Origin of the sequence: Micromonospora musae (genome assembly GCF_003626545.1) — a bacterium.
Taxonomy (GTDB): domain Bacteria; phylum Actinomycetota; class Actinomycetes; order Mycobacteriales; family Micromonosporaceae; genus Micromonospora; species Micromonospora musae.
Window position 1 is genome coordinate 414,065 of sequence record NZ_RAZS01000002.1, and the last position, 15,759, is coordinate 429,823.

Sequence of the window (15,759 nt, forward strand, 5' to 3'; positions counted from 1 at the left end):
GCGGCGGTGTCCTCGCTCGTCATGATCACTACGCTAGGACGGCGAAAGACCGTGGGTAGGGTGCATTCTCATGGCAGGTTCGTGGGTCAATTTGGCGGAGCGGCTCGGCAGTGACCTGCATCTGGAGCTGACCGGTCCGGGCAGCCGCCGTGCCGCGCTGACCCGAGCCCTCCGCAGCGCCGTACGCGACGGGAGGCTGGCCGCCGGTGCCCGACTGCCCCCGTACCGCTCGCTCGCCGCCGACCTCGGCCTCGCCCGCAGCACCGTCGCCGCCGCCTACTCGGAGTTGGTTGCCGAGGGGTGGCTGGTCGCCCGGCAGGGATCGGGCACCCGGGTGGCGCGGCGCACCGAAGCCGCCCGGGTCCCGCGCGTGCCGAAGCCGACCCCCACCCGTCCGGCCGCATCCGTGCACAACCTGCGGCAGGGCCAGCCCGATGCCGCCTCCTTCCCCCGTGTGGCCTGGCTCGCGGCGGCCCGGCGCGCGCTGAACGCCGCGCCCAACGAGGCCTTCGGCCCGGGTGACCCGCAGGGCCGCCACGAACTACGCCGGGCGCTGGCCGAGTACCTGGCACGGGCGCGCGGTGTGCGGACCACACCGGACCGGATCGTGGTGTGCTCCGGCTTCGCCCATGCGCTGCGGCTGCTCTTCGGCGGTCGGGTCCTCCGTGGTCCACTGGCCGTGGAGTCCTACGGCCTCGCCTTCCACCGTGCCGTGCTGGCGGCGGCCGCCGTCCGTACACTCCCGCTCACGCTCGACGAGGACGGTGCCCGTACGGACGAGTTGGCGGGCCTTCCGGGAGTACGGACGGCGCTGCTCACGCCCGCGCACCAGTTCCCGACCGGAGGACCGTTGCACCCGGAGCGGCGGATCACTGCGGTGGAGTGGGCCCGAACCTGCGGTGGCCTGATCCTCGAGGACGACTACGACGGCGAGTTCCGCTACGACCGGGAGCCGGTGGGGGCGGTGCAGAGCCTCGACCCGGAGCGCGTCGTCTACTTGGGCTCGGTCAGCAAGAGCCTGTCGCCCGCGCTGCGCCTCGGTTGGCTGGTGCTGCCCGAGCACCTGGTAGCCCCCGTCCTGACCGCCAAGGGTGAACGGGAGGCCTGGGCGAGCGTGATGGACCAGCTCACCCTGGCCGACTTCATCGAGTCTGGCCACTACGACCGGCACCTTCGCCGCATGCGCCAGCGCTATCGCGCTCGCCGGGACCGCCTCGTCGCCACTCTCGCCGCACAGGTTCCGCACATAGCGCCCACCGGCATCGCCGCCGGACTGCACGCGGTGCTGCGGCTGCCACCCGGGACCGAACGCTCCGTGGTCGAGGCCGCCGCCCGGCAGTCGATCGCCCTGGACGGGCTCGCTGACTTCCGCCATCCGGCCGCCGTCATGCCCGGCCACGACGGCTTGGTCGTCGGCTACGCCACCCCGTCCGACCACGGGTACGGGCCGGCGCTGGAAGCACTGGGTCGAATCCTCCCGCCGCCCGCCGAGGGCTGATCCTGCCCCGCTCCGACCGACCGGCCCACGGGTCGTCCACTGTCCATGCTCCCGCCCGCCGCCGTTGAATGTCGCGCCGTTCGGCCCGCCCACGTCGTACGACCGCCACGGGTCGAACGACGTGGGCGGGCCGGGCCGGAGCGCGAGCCGCCGGGTGGGCCGACGTCAGACCGTCGGCGTGCCGGCCTTCGCCGCGGAGGTCCCGCCGGCCGTCGCGGCCGCCTCGGCCTCGGCGATGATCTGCCGTTCCTCGTCGCGGTGCTTGCGGTACTGCTGGAACGACCACCCGAGGGCGGCGGCCCAGGCGACGTAGATGACGGCGTAGCAGGCGTAACGGACGCCGTCGGAGGCGTCGATCCAGTCGCTGCGCAGCAGGGTGCGGGTGTTGGTGAGGACGATGATGCCGCCGACGGCCGAACCGAGGACGCGGGGCGGGATGTGCCGGACCAGCCAGGCGGCGATCGGGGCGGCGATGATGCCGCCGATGAGCAGCGCGGCGACCCACGTGTAGTTGACCCCCTCGGACCCGATGCCGATGATGAACCCGACGCTGGCGGCCACGGCGACGAGGAACTCGCTCGTGTCGATCGAACCGATGGTCTTGCGGGGTTCGAGCCGGCCGCTGGCCAGGATCGCCGGCGTGCCGACCGGGCCCCACCCGCCGCCGCCCGTGGAGTCGACGAACCCGGCGACCACGCCCAGGGGTGCGAGGAACCGCTTGCGCAGGGGCTTGCCGAGATTGCCCTTGGGCAGGCCGACGGCGGTGAAGCGGACCAGGATGTAGAGGCCGAGGGCGAGCAGGATGATCGACATCAGCGGCGCGGCGGTCTCGGTGGAGAGGCTGGAGAGGAACGTCGCTCCGGCGAACGCGCCGACCGCACCGGGTATGCCGATCTTCGCGACGACCTTCCAGTCGACGTTGCCGAACCGCCAGTGCGAGGCGCCGGAGACGAGCGTGGTGCCGATCTCCGCGAGGTGGACGGTGGCCGACGCGGCGGCGGGATTGGTGCCGATGGCCAGCAGCAGGGTGGTCGAGGTGACGCCGTAGGCCATGCCGAGGCTGCCGTCGACGAGCTGTGCGCCCAGGCCGACCAGGGCGAGCAGGAGCAGTCTTCGCACGAGTTCTCCAATCGGGGTGGGGAGGTGGCGAGTCGGGCGACGCTGCCCGGCCGGCGGATCGGTGCGGGTGATCTGACTACTATTCCTACTTGTTTGGTGGAGAATACGGTCGGCATGGAGGCAGGGCAATACCCCGTTCGACTCCGCCTCGCGGGCGTAGTGACCGTGATCGTCGTCCGCCACGGTGGCCGGGCTCCACACACGACCGACTCGCCGCTGCTCCGCCCTGGTCATCCATCGGCGGTGGCTCGGCCGACACGTCCGTCGCCCGGCGGGCCCGTGCGGAAAGCGGTCTGGCGTAGCGTGCAGTCGTGCGTACCTGGCTGATCGGTCTCGGCGTCGCCGCCGCCTGCCTGGTCGCGACCTGGGCGCTGCTTCTGCTGCTGGCTCGCCGCCTACCGCCCGGCACCGCCCGGGACCTGGCCGCGTTCGTCCCCGACTGCGTGACCACCGTCCGCCGGCTCCGCAAGGACCCCCGTGTGCCCGGCCGGGCGCGGCTCGCCATCATGATCGCCGGGCTGTGGGTGATGAGCCCGATCGATCTGATCCCCGAATTCCTCCCGATCATCGGTCCCCTCGACGACATCGTCGTCATCGCCCTGGCGCTGCGTTACGCCGCACGTCAAGTGCCTCGCGACGTGCTGCTCGGCGCCTGGCCCGGAGATCCACGCCTGCTCATCCGGCTCCTCGGCGGGCGATAGCTCCCATCGTCCGGCACTCCACGGACGAGTCCGCGCGGCCGGGCGCGCAGCGGGCCGCCGAGCGCTAGCAAGGTGCCTCGGGTCGATGAAGCGCCGACGTGGCTGATCAACACACTGTTCACACCGTGGTCCGCTGCTCATCACTGGCTCGGACCTGCCCGTTTCCGAAGGCTCGCCAGACTCGCTGCGGTTCGACACGACAAGACCCGGAGCGTTCTCCTTGCCCCCGCACCGCCGTCGTCGTTGGCGCGGCGCGGTGTGCGCCCTCGCGCTGGCGGCGTTCGCCGTCACCGCCGCCGTCACGGCCGCGCCCGCGCCAGCGGCCGCTCACCCGTTCGGTGACCCGCAGACCGTGGACGTCGCGCGCGACGAACAGCGGCCCGACGTCGTACGCGTACGCTGGCGCGTCGGCGGCCCCGACGACCTGACCCTGCTCGGCGTCTCCCTCGGCCTGCTGCCGAAGGACCGCGTCCTCTCCGACGGAAACGTCGACTACCAGTACTCGGATCCCGGGCTGGTCGGGGCGTCCGAGAAGTTCCCGGCCTACCTGCTCGAACGGATCACGGTCACCGGTGACGGGCAGCCCTGCGTCGGCAGCGTCGAGCCGCCCAGAGCGCTCGCCCGAGCCGGCGCGACCGCCGACTTCACCTGCCCCGGACCGGTCGAGACCGCCACGGTCCGCATGCGGATGCTCACCGACCTGAACTCCGCGTACCGCGCGCTCGCCACCGGCCCCAACGGCCAACGCGAGGTGTACGACTCGGTCCAGGAATCCCACGACTGGGTCCTGACCGGCGGGCCGGCATCGCAGAGCGCCAACCTCGGCCGCAGCGCCGCCGTCCAGCTCGCCGCCGTGGCGGCCGGCGCCCTGCCGGTCGTGGTGGTGGCGCTGGTGCTGCTCCGCCGGTTCAACCGTCGCCGAAAGGTCGCCGCATGACACCCCTCGCCGCCGTCCAGGCAGCGTCCGTTCCGGACCAGCTCCAGGACCTCATCCACTCGCCGGGCGTGACACCGCTGGCCTTCCTGCTCGCGTTCGTCGCGGGCGCCGGCCATGCGGTCGCGCCGGGGCACGGCAAGAGCCTCGCTGCGGCGTACCTCGTCGGCTCGCGCGGGCGCGTCCGGGACGCCGCCTGGCTGGGTGGCTCGGTCGCCGCCATGCACACGATCTCGGTGCTGGTGATCGGGGTCGCGTGGACGTTCCTCTCCCTCGCGAACGTCATCCGGATGGAGGCGCTCACCACCTGGCTGCAACTCGCCGCCGGCCTGGTCGCCGTGGCCACCGGCGTCTGGCTCGTCCGTCGGCACCTGCGCGGCGGCGGTCACGGGCACTCCCACAGTCACGATCACGGCCACTCCCACAGCCACGATCACGGTCACGACCACGGGCACACCCACGATCACGGGCACAGCCACGAGCACACCAAGCGTCCGGGTCTGCTCATGCTCGGCATCTCCGGCGGTCTCGTGCCCTCGCCGTCCGCCTTTCTCGTCCTGGTCACCGGCCTGTTCCTCGGCCGGGCCGCCTTCGCGCTGCTCCTGGTGCTGACCTTCGGGGTCGGCATGGCCGTCGTCCTCTTCGGTGTCGGCCTGCTCGCGATCGCCGGCAACTCGGTCGTCGTCCGTGGCGCGAACTCGCACGCCCTCCTGCGACTGGCCACCCGGGTCGCCCCCGTGCTCGCCGCCGTCGGCATCACCGCGCTCGGCCTCGGCATCACCACGGTCGCGGCGGCCCATCTCACCACCGTCGCCTGATCTCACCGCCCCCGTGCCCGTCACCGCTGGACCGGTTGACGTCGGCGAGGAAGGCGTTGTACCGGGCCAGGTCGTCCTCCTCGCCGGTGGCCGCGGCCCGGTCGGCCGCGCGGTCGAGGCGGGCCTGTTCGCGCCGGTCGGCGCGGATCCACTGGCGGACGAGCAGGCCCATCACGAACGCGGCCGGAAGCTCCCCGAACGCCCAGGCGATGCCGGCGCCCAGCTGCTGGTCCTCCAGCAGCGGCGCCGCCCAGCCGGGGTGGACCGAGACGTACCAGTCGGGAGCGATGACCGTGGTGGTCTGCATGAGCGCGAGGCCGAAGAAGCCGTGCGCCATCATCGCGATCAGGTGGACGAGCACCAGGATGGGGTGGGGAACCCGACGGCGGCCGGGGTCGATGCCGATGAGCACCCAGAACAGCAGGTAACCGGAGACCACGAAGTGCGCGACCATGGCGAGGTGGCCCAGGTGGGAGCGCATCAGGGTGCCGAGCAGATCGCTGAAGTACAGGCCGAAGAGGCCGCTCGTGTAGAGGGCCAGTGCGACCACGGGATGGGTCAGCAGCCTGGTGGATCGGCTGTGCAGGGCGCGCAGTAACCACTCCCGGGCACCGCGGACCTGCGGGTCGGCGGGCCGGCGCAGGGCACGCAGGGCAAGGGTCACCGGGGCGCCGCCGACGAGCAGGATCGGAACCACCATGGAGAGCACCATGTGCTGCGCCATGTGGGCGCTGAACAGGACGTACGCGTAGCGGGCGAAGCCGAGCCCGGTGAACGCGGCGAACACCAGTAGCCCGGCCAGCCAGCTCGCGGTGCGGGCCGTCGGCCAGGAGTGCCCGGCCCGACGCAGCCGCCGCACACCGGCCAGATAGGCGTACGCCCCGACGGCGGCCACGGTCAGGAAGAACAGGTCCGGGAGCGGCCGGCCGAGCAGGTTGCCCGGTGTCGGGGCGGCGGGCATGGGGAAGCCGAGCAGTTCGGTGATCGGATCGGCGTCGACCGGGTCGGACGCGACCGGGGTGGGGCTGCGCGACAGCGCCACGGCCAGCCCGAAGGTAGCCGCGAAGAGCACCAGCTCGCCGGCCGCCAACCGGGCGAACGCGCCCCGCCGTCGATCGCGCAGCGCGGGCAGCGTCGCGGAGCGGTGTGCCGCACCGACGAGACCCAGGACCGTCAGGGCGAGGAGCTTGCCGCAGACCAGCCACCCGTACCGGGACTGCCAGAGCTGCTCCACCGCGCCCAACCGCACGGCAGCGTTGGCCAGGCCGCTGACCGCCACGGCGACGAAGCAGCCCAGGGCGAGGCGACTGTATCGGGCGGCCGCCTCGGCGAGCTGTCGACTGCGGCGGACCATCAGCAGCGCGGCCAGGGCGCCGACCCAGAGCGCGGCGGCCAGGATGTGCAGCACGAGGCTGCTCACCGCGGTCTGGTGATTGCCGGCCCCGGCGGCGTGTCCGGTGAACGCCGGGGGCGTCACCGCGACGAGGGCGAGCACCGCCGCCGTGGCCGCGAGTCCGCGCGACACCCCCACCCGGGCCAGCACCGTCACGGTCACGGCCAGCCCGGCCTGGAGCAGGAGGGCCTGCCCCTGGGAGATCGAGGTGGCGAAGCTGACCACGGTTGCCGGGCTGAGCCGCTGCGGCGGCACGCCGAGGACGTCCGAGACCGTCAGCGCGATCAGCGCCAGCGCGGCGGCCGCCCAGCCGGCGGCGAGCGGCCCGGCCCGGCGCAGCAGCAGCCAGCCGTGCGGCGACACGCTCGACCCGTCCCCCGGTAGCAGGAACGCGGCGGTGACCAGCAGCCCCACGGTCACGGTGGCGAGCGCGTCACCGAGCAGCCGGATCGATGGCAGCGCCCACGTGGTGACGGGCCCGGGATCGGGGAGGCCGGGGATCGCGACCGCGAGCGCGCCGCCGGCGCGCAGGGCGATCACCAGCACCGCGGCGGCGGCCGCCGCGGCCGCGAGCGGGACGAGGGCCACCCTGCTGCCGAAGCGGTGGCCGGGTCCGGGCGCCTTGACGCTCGGGACGTCGCGGACCGCCGTCGCGGGAGGCGCGTCCGGGGTACGGGACGGCTCAGCCTGGGGCGAGCGGATGTCTGACATGTGCTTCGACCTCGGCAGTGGGGAACGGCGGAAGGGTGCTTCCGCGTGGTGGGGTCAGGCTGTGCCCCGGCATCGCCGGAGCAGCACCACACCCCCGGCGACGACGATCACGAGGAGTACTCCGGCCGCGAGGGGCCACGGGCCGGCTCCGGCGGATCGGCCGGACGAGGTGGCCGGGCCGGCGGCACCCGGCGTGGAGACGGCCGGCGCGGGACTCGCGGTCGGGTCGTCGACGGTGAAGGCGTAGGAGCCCTGCACGGGATGCCCGTCGGCGGAGACGACGCGGTAGGCGACGGTGTACGCGCCGTTCGCGAGGGGCCGGTCGATCGTCACGGTCCCCGTCGCATCGGCGACGACGGGCGCGCCGGTCGGAACCTTCCGCTGCTCGGCGTCGCTGAGCACGATGGTGGTGAAGGCCGGGTCCAGCTTCTGCAGGAACGTCAGGCTGATCCGCGTCGGCGGCGCGGTGAGGCGAGCGGCCGCGGCGGGTTCGGACGCCCGGAGTGTGTTGTGCGCGGCGGCCGGCGAGGCGGGCGCCACCAGCACCGCCACGGCGACCAGCAGTGCGGCGATGCGGGCGGCGGCGTGGGGACGACGAGGACGTGTGCTCATGGTCTGTCTTTCCCGGTCGGTGTCGCTCAGCCGAGCAACTGCTGGCCGATCCAGCCGCCGTCGGGGCAGCCGGGTGGGATGGCGAAGACGGCGGAGCCGATCGGAGTGGTCCACTCGTTGAGCAGGTCCCGTTCGGCCAGGCGTCGCTGGATGGGCAGGAACTGGCGGGTGACGTCGGCCTGGTACGAGGTGAAGATCAGGCCACTGTCGGCGTGCCCGTCGGCGGTCGGCGTGCCGTCGTAGTTGTAGGGGCGGCGCAGGATCTTCTGCCGGTCGTCGGTGACGTGGGCGCGGGTGAGGTGGGAGAAGTCGGGGATGACGGTGAGCCCGTCGGGCCCGATGGCGGCGAAGTCGGGTTCGTCGTGCTCGGCCGTTCCGGTGAGCGGGGCGCCGGTGTCGAGGCGTCGGCCGACGGCGAGTTCCCGGTCGGTGCGGCCGAGCAGGTCCCAGGTCTCCAGGTTCATGCTGATCCGGCGGACGACCATTGTGGTGCTGTCGCGTAGCCACGCCGGCCCGTCGGGCACCCAGACGGCCGCGTCCGTCGGCGCGCCCGGCGTCGGATTGGCGGTGCCGTCGAGCTGCCCGAACAGGTTCCGCTGCGTGCGGCCGGGCTCGGCGCCGGCGGTGCGCCGGAAGCCCTGCTGCACCCAGCGGACGGCCGCGAACGGTCGGCTGTCCTTGATCACGACCCGCTGCGCGTGGGCGACGGTGAGCGGGTCGTCGGCGCAGATCTGGAGCAACAGATCACCGCCGGACCAGCGCGGTTGGAGCCGGTCGATGCGGAACGCGGGCAGCTCGGCCACCGACGGCGGTCGCCGGTCGCCGAGGCCGGCGGCGGCGTAGAGGCCGGGGCCGAAGCCGAAGGTGACGGTCAGTCGAGCGGGGAGGAGCCCGAGCTCTGGTTCGGTGTCGGCCAGCGCGGGCCGACCCCGGGTGAGCCGGGCGGCGTCGTCGGAGAGCAGGCGGAGCAGTCGGCCCAGCGCGGCCCGGTCGGTGCCGGGCTTGAGGGTGAACGCCACGAACGTGGCGTGCGCCTGCGGTTCGGTGGCCACCCCGGCCTGCCGGGCGCCGTGGAAGGGCTCCACCGCGCCGCCGACCTGCGCCACCGGCACCTGCACGGCACCCGGCCCGTCGGCGGTCAACCGCAGCGTGGCGGCCCCGGTGAGCGCACCCCCGGTGGCCAGGGCGCTGCCGGTGAGCAGGCCACGCCTGCTCACCGGTCGATCGGAGGTCGTGGTCACGAGACCGGGCTCGTGCTCGTTCCCGGCGTGGTGGACATGCCCGGCATCGGCTCGCCGTGGCCGGGGTCGTAACTCTCCTGCGCGCCGGTGAACGGCTTCGCCACCGCCTGGAACGTCTGGGCCTTCCCGTCGGCGAAGGTGAGCGTGAAGGTGAGCTGGTCACCGGCCTTCACCGGCTGCTTCAGGTCCATCAGCATCAGGTGGTCGCCGCCGGGCTCCAGCGTCGTGCTGCTGTGCGCCCTGACCACGATGCCGCCCTGCTTGGGCTGCATCACCATCTTCCCGTCCTTCATGGTCATCTCGTGCAGCTCCATGGGGGACACCTCGGTGGCGGCCGCGGTGACCGTGACGTCGCTGTTCCCGTCGTTCACGAGCGTGCCGAACGCCGCGGTCATCCCGGTGTCGGCCGCCTTGACCCACGGGTCGCGGATGCCGAGCACACCGGCCGGAGTGCTGGCCGACGCCGACGGGCTCGGCTCCGCCGCCGACGACTGGCCGCAGCCGGCCGCGCCGAGCGCGAGGCAGGCCGCCGCGGCGGCGAGCAGGTGGACGCGGCGACGTCGGCTGCCGACGGTCGTGCTGGACATGGGCGTTCCCTTCAGCGATGGACCTGTTGCCCGTTGGTCGATCACGGCAAAAGGAAAGTTCCTGGGCGAAAGTGATTGATTTCACCGGCCGTCCGGGGAACTTCCGGGTCAGCCGGCCCGACGGCCACCGGCCCGTACCGAGGGGTCCCGCGCTGCGCACACCGCCGGGTAGTCGCCCCGCAGCGGTTCCTGGTTCCCCGGCGCGAGCGGCACCGGATACCGGAAGGTCGGGAACTATCCGCGCCCGTCGGCCGACCTTCACCACATGGGCGCTTGGTCAGGCACGGCCATCACGACGTGGGCGCAGCGCGCGACCGTCGTCGCCAACACCGACTTCGGGAGACTCTCCGACCTGGAGGCGCTGCTCGCCGACGCGGCATCCCCCGAGCTGTCGGCCGGCCCGGACGACCTGACGCTGGCCCGTACCGCCGCCGCCGGCCTGCGGGAGGCGTTCCTCCGTGCCGGTGACGGCGATGCCGGCGGCAGCGCGGCGACCCTGAACATGGTCATGGCCCGGTTGTACGCGCGACCGCGGGTGACCGTCGACGACGAGGGTTGGCGGACCTACGTCGCCGGACGTGGTGGCTCGCCAACCGCCGAGTATCTGGCCAACGCGGCCTGGGGGCTGGCGCAGTGGGTCGGCCAGTACGGCCCGGACCGGCTCGGTCGGTGCCGGGCGTCGAGATGCCGATCGGTCTACCTGGTCCGCCGCTGGGCCGCCCAGCGGCGCTACTGCAGCGAGCGATGCGCCAACCGGATGTACGCGGCGGCGTTCCGCAGGCGACAGGCCGGGCTCGGTCAACCGGCCACCGACGAGAGGCACGCCCCGGCGGATCGCCCGCTTCCAGCGGCGCGCGGCTGAGGGGGCCCGCGAGGGGAGAGAGCCCGGTCGCGCGGGCCGGCTCACCGGGCCGGCGCGGTCACCGCCCCCGCGAGGTCGACGATCCGGTCGGCCCAGCGCTCCATCAGGGCCTCGTCGTGCGTGATGACCAGTACGCCCGCGTTCTGCGCCCGCTGGTAGTCGGCGATGACGGCGGCGACGTGGGCCTGGGTGGAGGCGTCGAGCATCGCCGTGGCCTCGTCACAGAGCAGATAGTCGGGGCGGTGCACCAGGGCGCGGGCGAGACAGGCGCGTTGCAGCTGCCCGTCGGAGACCGCGTGCGGTCGGCGGGTGAGCAGGTCGGGGGTGAGCCCGACCAGGTCGGCGAGCTCGGCGACCCGCTCGCGGACGCCCGGCTCGGGTGCCCGGACGGCGCGCAGCGGTTCGGCGATGAGGTCGGTCAGGCTCAGCCGGGGATCGGCGGCGGCACGCGGGCTCTGGAACAGGACTGCCACCCGGGTCCGCAGCCCGACCAGAACGGCGTACCGCACCCCGGTGACCGGGGTGCCGTCGATGCTGACCCGCCCGCCGTCCGGGCGGTGCAGCAGGGCGAGCACCCGGACCAGGGTGGACTTGCCGCAGCCGGACGGGCCGCACAACCCCACCGTCTCACCCCGCGCGACGCTCAGGGTGACGCCGTCGAGCACCACCTGACGGTCGTAGGCGACGCGCACCTCGTCGGCGAGCAGTTGCTGCGAGCTGGTCACGGGGCGGCTCCGGGGAGGATCGGGTGGTGACAGGCGACCGTGCCGTCGCCCGCCGATGACGGCTCCGGCCGGCCCTCGCAGGTGTCGGTGCGTCGCGGGCACCGCGGCGCGAAGGCGCAGCCGGTGGGGAGGGCGGTCAGCATCGGCGGGTGGCCGGGTACCGGCCGGAAGGCCCGGTCCGGCAGCGCGTCGAGCAGCGCCGCCGCGTACGGGTGGGTGGGGGCGGCGAAGAACTCGCCGCCGTCCCGGTGTTCGACGACGCGGCTGGCGTACATGACGGCCACGGTGTCGGCGACCCGGCGCGCCGCCGCCAGGTCGTGCGTGATCAGCACGACGGCGGCACCCGCGTCACAACGGCGGCGGAGCAGGTCCAGGGTGTGGTCGACCAGCGGGCGGTCCAGGCCGGTGGTGGGCTCGTCGGCGATCAGCAGCGGCGGATCCGTGGCCAGCGCGAGGGCGGTGACCAGACGCTGGGCCATGCCGCCGGAGAGCTCGTGCGGATAGCGGTCCAGGTCTCCCGGGTCGAGTCCGACATCGACGGCGAGCCGGTCGGCCTGCGCGCGGTCGCGTCCGTGGGCCCCCAATGTCTCCCCGAGCAGCCGCCGTCCGGTGCGGACCGGATTCAACGCGGTGGCGGGACTCTGCGGGACCAGCCCGATCCGGCGACCACGCACCTGCCGGGCGAGGTGGCGTTGGCCGCAGCTGACCAGGTCGACCGGCTCGGTGTCCGGCTGGTGCAGCAGCGCGCGGCCGGTGACGGCGGCGTTGCCCGGCAGCAGCCCCAGCAGGGCGTGGGCGAGCACCGACTTGCCGCAGCCCGATTCGCCGACGACGGCGAGCAGTTCGCCGGCCCGTACCGTGAGGCTGAGGTCGGTGACGGCGTGCACGACCGCGTCGCGTAGCCGGAACCGGACCCCGAGCCGCTCGACGGAGAGCAGCGGCGACGGCTGCGGATCGGCCGGGCGCGCGGGCGTGGTGGCCGGCTGGGTGGTGGTCACAGTTGCAGCTCCGCTCTGACCCGGGGATCGAGGCGGTCGCGCCACCGGGCGGCGAGGACCGCGATGGCGAGGGTGACGACGACGATCACCGCGCCGGGCACCAGGCTCGCCCACCAGGCTCCGGTCAGCAGCGACCCCTCACCGTCGCTGATCATGTTGCCGAGGGACGCGAGGTGCGGTGGCAGGCCGAGGCCGAGGAACGACAGCGCGGTCTCGTGCCACACCGCGTGCGGGATCATCAGCGTGGTGGCCAGCGCCAGCCGGGGCAGCACGTGCGGCAGCAGGTGGCGTACGAGCACCCTTCCCCGGCCGGCTCCGCCGCTGATCGCGGCGTCGACGAAGGTCCGGGTGCGGAGGCTCAGCAGCTCGGACCGGACGATGCGGGCGGTGGAGAGCCAGTGGGTGAGCCCGACGGAGGCGATCACCGCGCCGAGGCTGGGCCGCAGCATGGCCACGATGAAGATGCCGAGCAGCAGGTGCGGCAGCGCGGCGATGGTGTCGACGATCCGCATCAGGACGCGATCGACGCGTCCGCCGAGCGTACCGGCGATCCCACCGATCAGGCCGCCGATGACGGTGGCGACCAGCGCGGCGACCGCGCCGACGAGCAGCGAGACGCGCAGGCCGTAGACCGCGCGGTGGGCCACGTCCCGGCCGAGGTCGTCGGTGCCGCCGAGGTGGCTCCAGGACGGTGCCAGCCGGGTCTGGTCCAGCGCGACGGCGCTCTGGTCGAGCGGCCAGACGATCGGGGCGAGCAGCGCGCCGCCGACGGCGACGACGAGGACGAGCCCGGCCGTGACGACACCGGCCCGGCGGGGCCGCAACCGCAACCGCAGCGGACGGGGCAGCGCACGGCGGGCAGTGAGGTCAGCCATCGAGTCGCACCCTCGGGTCGGCGGCGGCGTAGGCGAGGTCGGCGGCGAGGTTCGCGGTCAACACCACCGCGGTGGTGACCAGGGTGATCGCCGCCAGCAGCGGGAAGTCGCTGCCGAGCGCGGCCTCGACCGTGACCGCGCCGAGGCCCGGCAGGGAGAAGACCGTCTCGACCAGCACCGCCCCGCCGACCAGCTCCGGCAGGTGGGTGCCGACCAGCGTGAGGAACGGCAGCAGCGCGGTACGCAGCGCGTGCCCGAAGAGCACCGTCCGTCCGGGCAGTCCGCGGGCCCGCGCCGCGAGCACGTGGTCGTCGCGCAGGCTCTCCGCGACGGCATCGCGGACGAAGAGCAGGAACCACGGCGCCTGGGAGATCGCCAGCACCGCGACGGGCAGGATCAGGTGGTGCGCCACGTCCGACCAGGAGGTGCCGGTCGCGGTGACGTCGGTGAGCCCGCCGGCCGGAAACCAGCCGAGGGCGAGTGCGAAGACGGCTATCGCGGCCAGGCCGATCCAGAAGACCGGCATCGACTCGACCGCGTAGGCGGCGGCCCGCAACCCGCGGTCGAAGAGCCCACCCCGGCGGTACGCGGCCAGGGCGCCCAGCAGCAGGCTCGCGAGCAGGACCACCGCCAGGGTGACGCCGATCAGCAGCAGCGTCCAGCCGGCGCGGGCGGCGAGCACCGAGGTGACCGGCTCGTGCCGGCTCGTCGACCAGCCCAGGTCGCCCCGGATGAGGTTGCCGATCCACCGCAGGTACTGCACCGGCAGCGGGTCGTCGACGCCCCAGTTCGCGCGGATCTGCGCCAGGTTCTCCTCGCTGGTGGTGAACGCCGCCGCGCCCGCGTACTGCTTGGCCGGGTCGACGGGCGACGCGGCGCCGAGCGCGAACATGCCGACGCTGGTGGCGACGAGCACCGGTACGGCGACCAGGAGTCGGCGCCGGACCACCACCGCCGCCCCGGCCAGCCGGCCGGAGCGACGGCGGGGCGGGGCGGTGGTGGTCACGACCGGGTCCAGGTGTCGATGTTCCACCAGAGGCTGTTCGCGACGCCGTGCTCGTGCGCCTCGACCCGGGGGGAGACGCCCTGGACCGAGGACTTCAGCACGTAGCTGTGCCGCAGGTAGGTCAGGAACAGCCACGGCACGTCAGCGGCGATCTGCTTCTGGAACGTCGCGTACGCGGCCTTGCGGCGGGCCGGATCGGCCTGGTCCCGCCCCTCCTGCAGGGCCTGGTCCGCCACCGGCGAGCGGTACGAGCCGGGGTTGAAGTAGCCCTGCCCGGCGAAGCGCGAGTGGTACAGCTTGTACGTGACGAAGTCCGGGTCGTACGGCGTGCCGTACCCCATCAGCAGCGCGTCGGACTTCATCCGCGGGTCGATGGCGTCCCAGGTGAGCCCCTCCGGCGCCACCTCGATGCCGACCTTCTTCGCGTCCGCGGTCACCGCCAGGGCCAGGTCCTTGCGCAGCGTGTCGCTCGCCGGGTACATGAGCGTGAAGCGGGCCGGGCGGCCGTTCTTGACGCGTACCCCGTCGGGGCCGGGCGTCCAGCCGGCGGCGTCCAGCAGCGCGGTCGCGGCCGTGGGGTCGGCGGTCGGTTTCCCCGCGATCGACGGCTCGGCGAACTCGGAGGTCGGCGGGACCGGACCGAACGCCGGGTCGCCGGAGCCACCGAGGATGCCGGCGACCATCGCGGCCCGGTCGACGGCGAGGCTGAGCGCCCGGCGGATCGCCACGTCGGCGAGGACCGGGTTGCCCATGGGCAGCATCACGCCGCGGTAGTCGGCGGTCGGCACCTGCTCGACCCGGTACGCGCCGTCCGGCGCGAAACCGGCGGCGAGCTTCGGCGGCAGCTCCGCCGCGTCGAACTCACCGGCCCGCATCCGCTGGGCACGGACGTTGTCGTCCTCCACGAAGGCGACCACCACCCGGTCGTTCGCCGGGCGGCCGCCGAAGTAGCGCTCGTTCGCCGTGAGCACCAACCGGTCGCCCGGCGTCCAGGACTCGACCCGGTACGGGCCGGTCCCGACGGGCTTCCGGTTGAACTCCGCCTTGTTGATGTCCTGCCCCGTCAGGAGTTTGGCCGGGACGACGCCGAGGGTGAGCCGCTGCAGGAACGGCGCGTACGGGTAGCGCAGCCGGAACACCACAGTGGCCGGGTCGGGCGCGGTGATCGACTCGACCATGTCGAGGTCGGACCGGAGCGTCGAGTCCACCTTCGGGTCCAGCACCGCCTGGTAGGTGAAGGCGACGTCGCTCGCGGTCAGCTCGCCACCGTCGTGGAAGAGCACGCCGTCGCGGAGCTTCGCGGTCACCGTGCGGCCGTCCGGGGAGAAGGTCGGCAGCTCCGCGGCCAGGCCGGGGACGAGCCGGTTGCCGGCGTCCCGGGCGACGAGGCCGTCGAAGATCAGCGAGGCGCCGTCGACGCCGTAGTTGAGCACCGGGTTCAACGTGTCGGACTCGCCCGCGGTGGCGACGACCAGCGTCGCGCCGCCGGCCGAGTCCTCGGGGACCTCCGGGGTCGAACAGCCGGCCAGGGCGAGCAGACCGGCCGCCGCGGTGGCGACCACGAGGCGTCGGAGAGTCGGACGTAACCGGATCACGAAAGCTCCTGCGGGTAGGGGAGGGGACGTCGGGGGTGGTGCCGGCCGTGGCCGTGACCTGAGTGACCAGGGTGGCATAGCTGC

The 15,759-nt window shown here is 73.7% G+C and carries 15 protein-coding genes; 5 read left to right on the forward strand and 10 right to left on the reverse strand.

What is annotated here, in order from left to right; all coding sequences use genetic code 11:
• Positions 1–70: 70 nt before the first annotated feature.
• On the forward strand, positions 71–1,498 hold the full coding sequence (pdxR, locus tag D7147_RS06295) for a MocR-like pyridoxine biosynthesis transcription factor PdxR (protein WP_120674541.1): 1,428 nt from the start codon (positions 71–73) through the stop codon (positions 1,496–1,498).
• 165 nt (positions 1,499–1,663) lie between these two features.
• Here the strand turns inward: pdxR and D7147_RS06300 are convergent, their stop codons facing one another.
• On the reverse strand, positions 1,664–2,617 hold the full coding sequence (locus D7147_RS06300) for a sulfite exporter TauE/SafE family protein (RefSeq protein WP_120674543.1): 954 nt from the start codon (positions 2,615–2,617) through the stop codon (positions 1,664–1,666).
• 311 nt (positions 2,618–2,928) lie between these two features.
• Between D7147_RS06300 and D7147_RS06305 the strand changes: the two genes are divergently transcribed.
• From D7147_RS06305 to D7147_RS06315, 3 genes are all read left to right on the forward strand, one after another.
• Positions 2,929–3,318, forward strand: coding sequence for a YkvA family protein (locus tag D7147_RS06305; RefSeq protein ID WP_120674545.1), 390 nt, complete (start codon positions 2,929–2,931; stop codon positions 3,316–3,318).
• Positions 3,319–3,574: 256 nt separating this feature from the next.
• Entirely contained in the window at positions 3,575–4,255 is a 681-nt protein-coding gene (locus tag D7147_RS32375; RefSeq protein WP_158609294.1) for a hypothetical protein, read from the forward strand.
• The gene (locus tag D7147_RS06315; protein WP_120674547.1) at positions 4,252–5,070 is read left to right on the forward strand and encodes a HoxN/HupN/NixA family nickel/cobalt transporter; all 819 of its coding nucleotides are present in this window, start codon (positions 4,252–4,254) and stop codon (positions 5,068–5,070) included. Before D7147_RS32375 ends, D7147_RS06315 begins: the two co-directional genes overlap by 4 nt.
• Here the strand turns inward: D7147_RS06315 and D7147_RS06320 are convergent.
• Genes D7147_RS06320 through D7147_RS06335 form a run of 4 tightly spaced genes read right to left on the reverse strand, consistent with a single transcriptional unit; the run spans position 5,054 to position 9,614 of the window.
• Positions 5,054–7,174, reverse strand: a complete 2,121-nt coding sequence (locus D7147_RS06320; RefSeq protein ID WP_120674549.1) for a cytochrome c oxidase assembly protein — start codon at positions 7,172–7,174, stop codon at positions 5,054–5,056. The two genes, D7147_RS06315 and D7147_RS06320, sit on opposite strands and share 17 nt — an antisense overlap.
• A 54-nt stretch (positions 7,175–7,228) precedes the next feature.
• Positions 7,229–7,786 carry a copper resistance CopC family protein gene (locus D7147_RS06325; RefSeq protein ID WP_120674551.1) on the reverse strand — a complete coding sequence of 186 codons (558 nt, stop codon included), beginning with the start codon at positions 7,784–7,786 and terminating at the stop codon, positions 7,229–7,231.
• A 26-nt stretch (positions 7,787–7,812) separates the two neighbouring features.
• Complete coding sequence (locus tag D7147_RS06330) at positions 7,813–9,027, reverse strand: Dyp-type peroxidase (RefSeq protein ID WP_120674553.1); 1,215 nt, start codon at positions 9,025–9,027, stop codon at positions 7,813–7,815.
• Positions 9,024–9,614, reverse strand: a complete 591-nt coding sequence (locus tag D7147_RS06335) for a copper chaperone PCu(A)C (protein WP_120674555.1) — start codon at positions 9,612–9,614, stop codon at positions 9,024–9,026. The genes D7147_RS06330 and D7147_RS06335 overlap by 4 nt, the downstream gene beginning before the upstream one ends.
• A 265-nt stretch (positions 9,615–9,879) precedes the next feature.
• Here D7147_RS06335 and D7147_RS06340 point away from each other — a divergent pair, with 265 nt between their 5' ends.
• Complete coding sequence (locus tag D7147_RS06340) at positions 9,880–10,476, forward strand: CGNR zinc finger domain-containing protein (protein ID WP_120674557.1); 597 nt, start codon at positions 9,880–9,882, stop codon at positions 10,474–10,476.
• Between the two features lie 41 nt (positions 10,477–10,517).
• Here the strand turns inward: D7147_RS06340 and D7147_RS06345 are convergent, their stop codons facing one another.
• The 5 genes from D7147_RS06345 to D7147_RS32930 are packed head-to-tail and all read right to left on the reverse strand — an operon-like array spanning position 10,518 to position 15,675.
• Positions 10,518–11,201 carry an ABC transporter ATP-binding protein gene (locus D7147_RS06345; RefSeq protein WP_233562964.1) on the reverse strand — a complete coding sequence of 228 codons (684 nt, stop codon included), beginning with the start codon at positions 11,199–11,201 and terminating at the stop codon, positions 10,518–10,520.
• Complete coding sequence (locus D7147_RS06350; RefSeq protein ID WP_120674567.1) at positions 11,198–12,199, reverse strand: ABC transporter ATP-binding protein; 1,002 nt, start codon at positions 12,197–12,199, stop codon at positions 11,198–11,200. Before D7147_RS06350 ends, D7147_RS06345 begins: the two co-directional genes overlap by 4 nt.
• Entirely contained in the window at positions 12,196–13,074 is an 879-nt protein-coding gene (locus D7147_RS06355) for an ABC transporter permease (RefSeq protein ID WP_120674569.1), read from the reverse strand. The genes D7147_RS06350 and D7147_RS06355 overlap by 4 nt, the downstream gene beginning before the upstream one ends.
• Positions 13,067–14,080: an ABC transporter permease gene (locus tag D7147_RS06360; protein WP_120674571.1), complete on the reverse strand. Its 1,014-nt coding sequence runs from the start codon at positions 14,078–14,080 to the stop codon at positions 13,067–13,069. Before D7147_RS06360 ends, D7147_RS06355 begins: the two co-directional genes overlap by 8 nt.
• A complete protein-coding gene (locus D7147_RS32930; protein ID WP_233562965.1) occupies positions 14,077–15,675 on the reverse strand; it encodes an ABC transporter substrate-binding protein in 1,599 nt (532 codons plus the stop codon). Before D7147_RS32930 ends, D7147_RS06360 begins: the two co-directional genes overlap by 4 nt.
• Between the last annotated feature and the right edge of the window lie 84 nt (positions 15,676–15,759).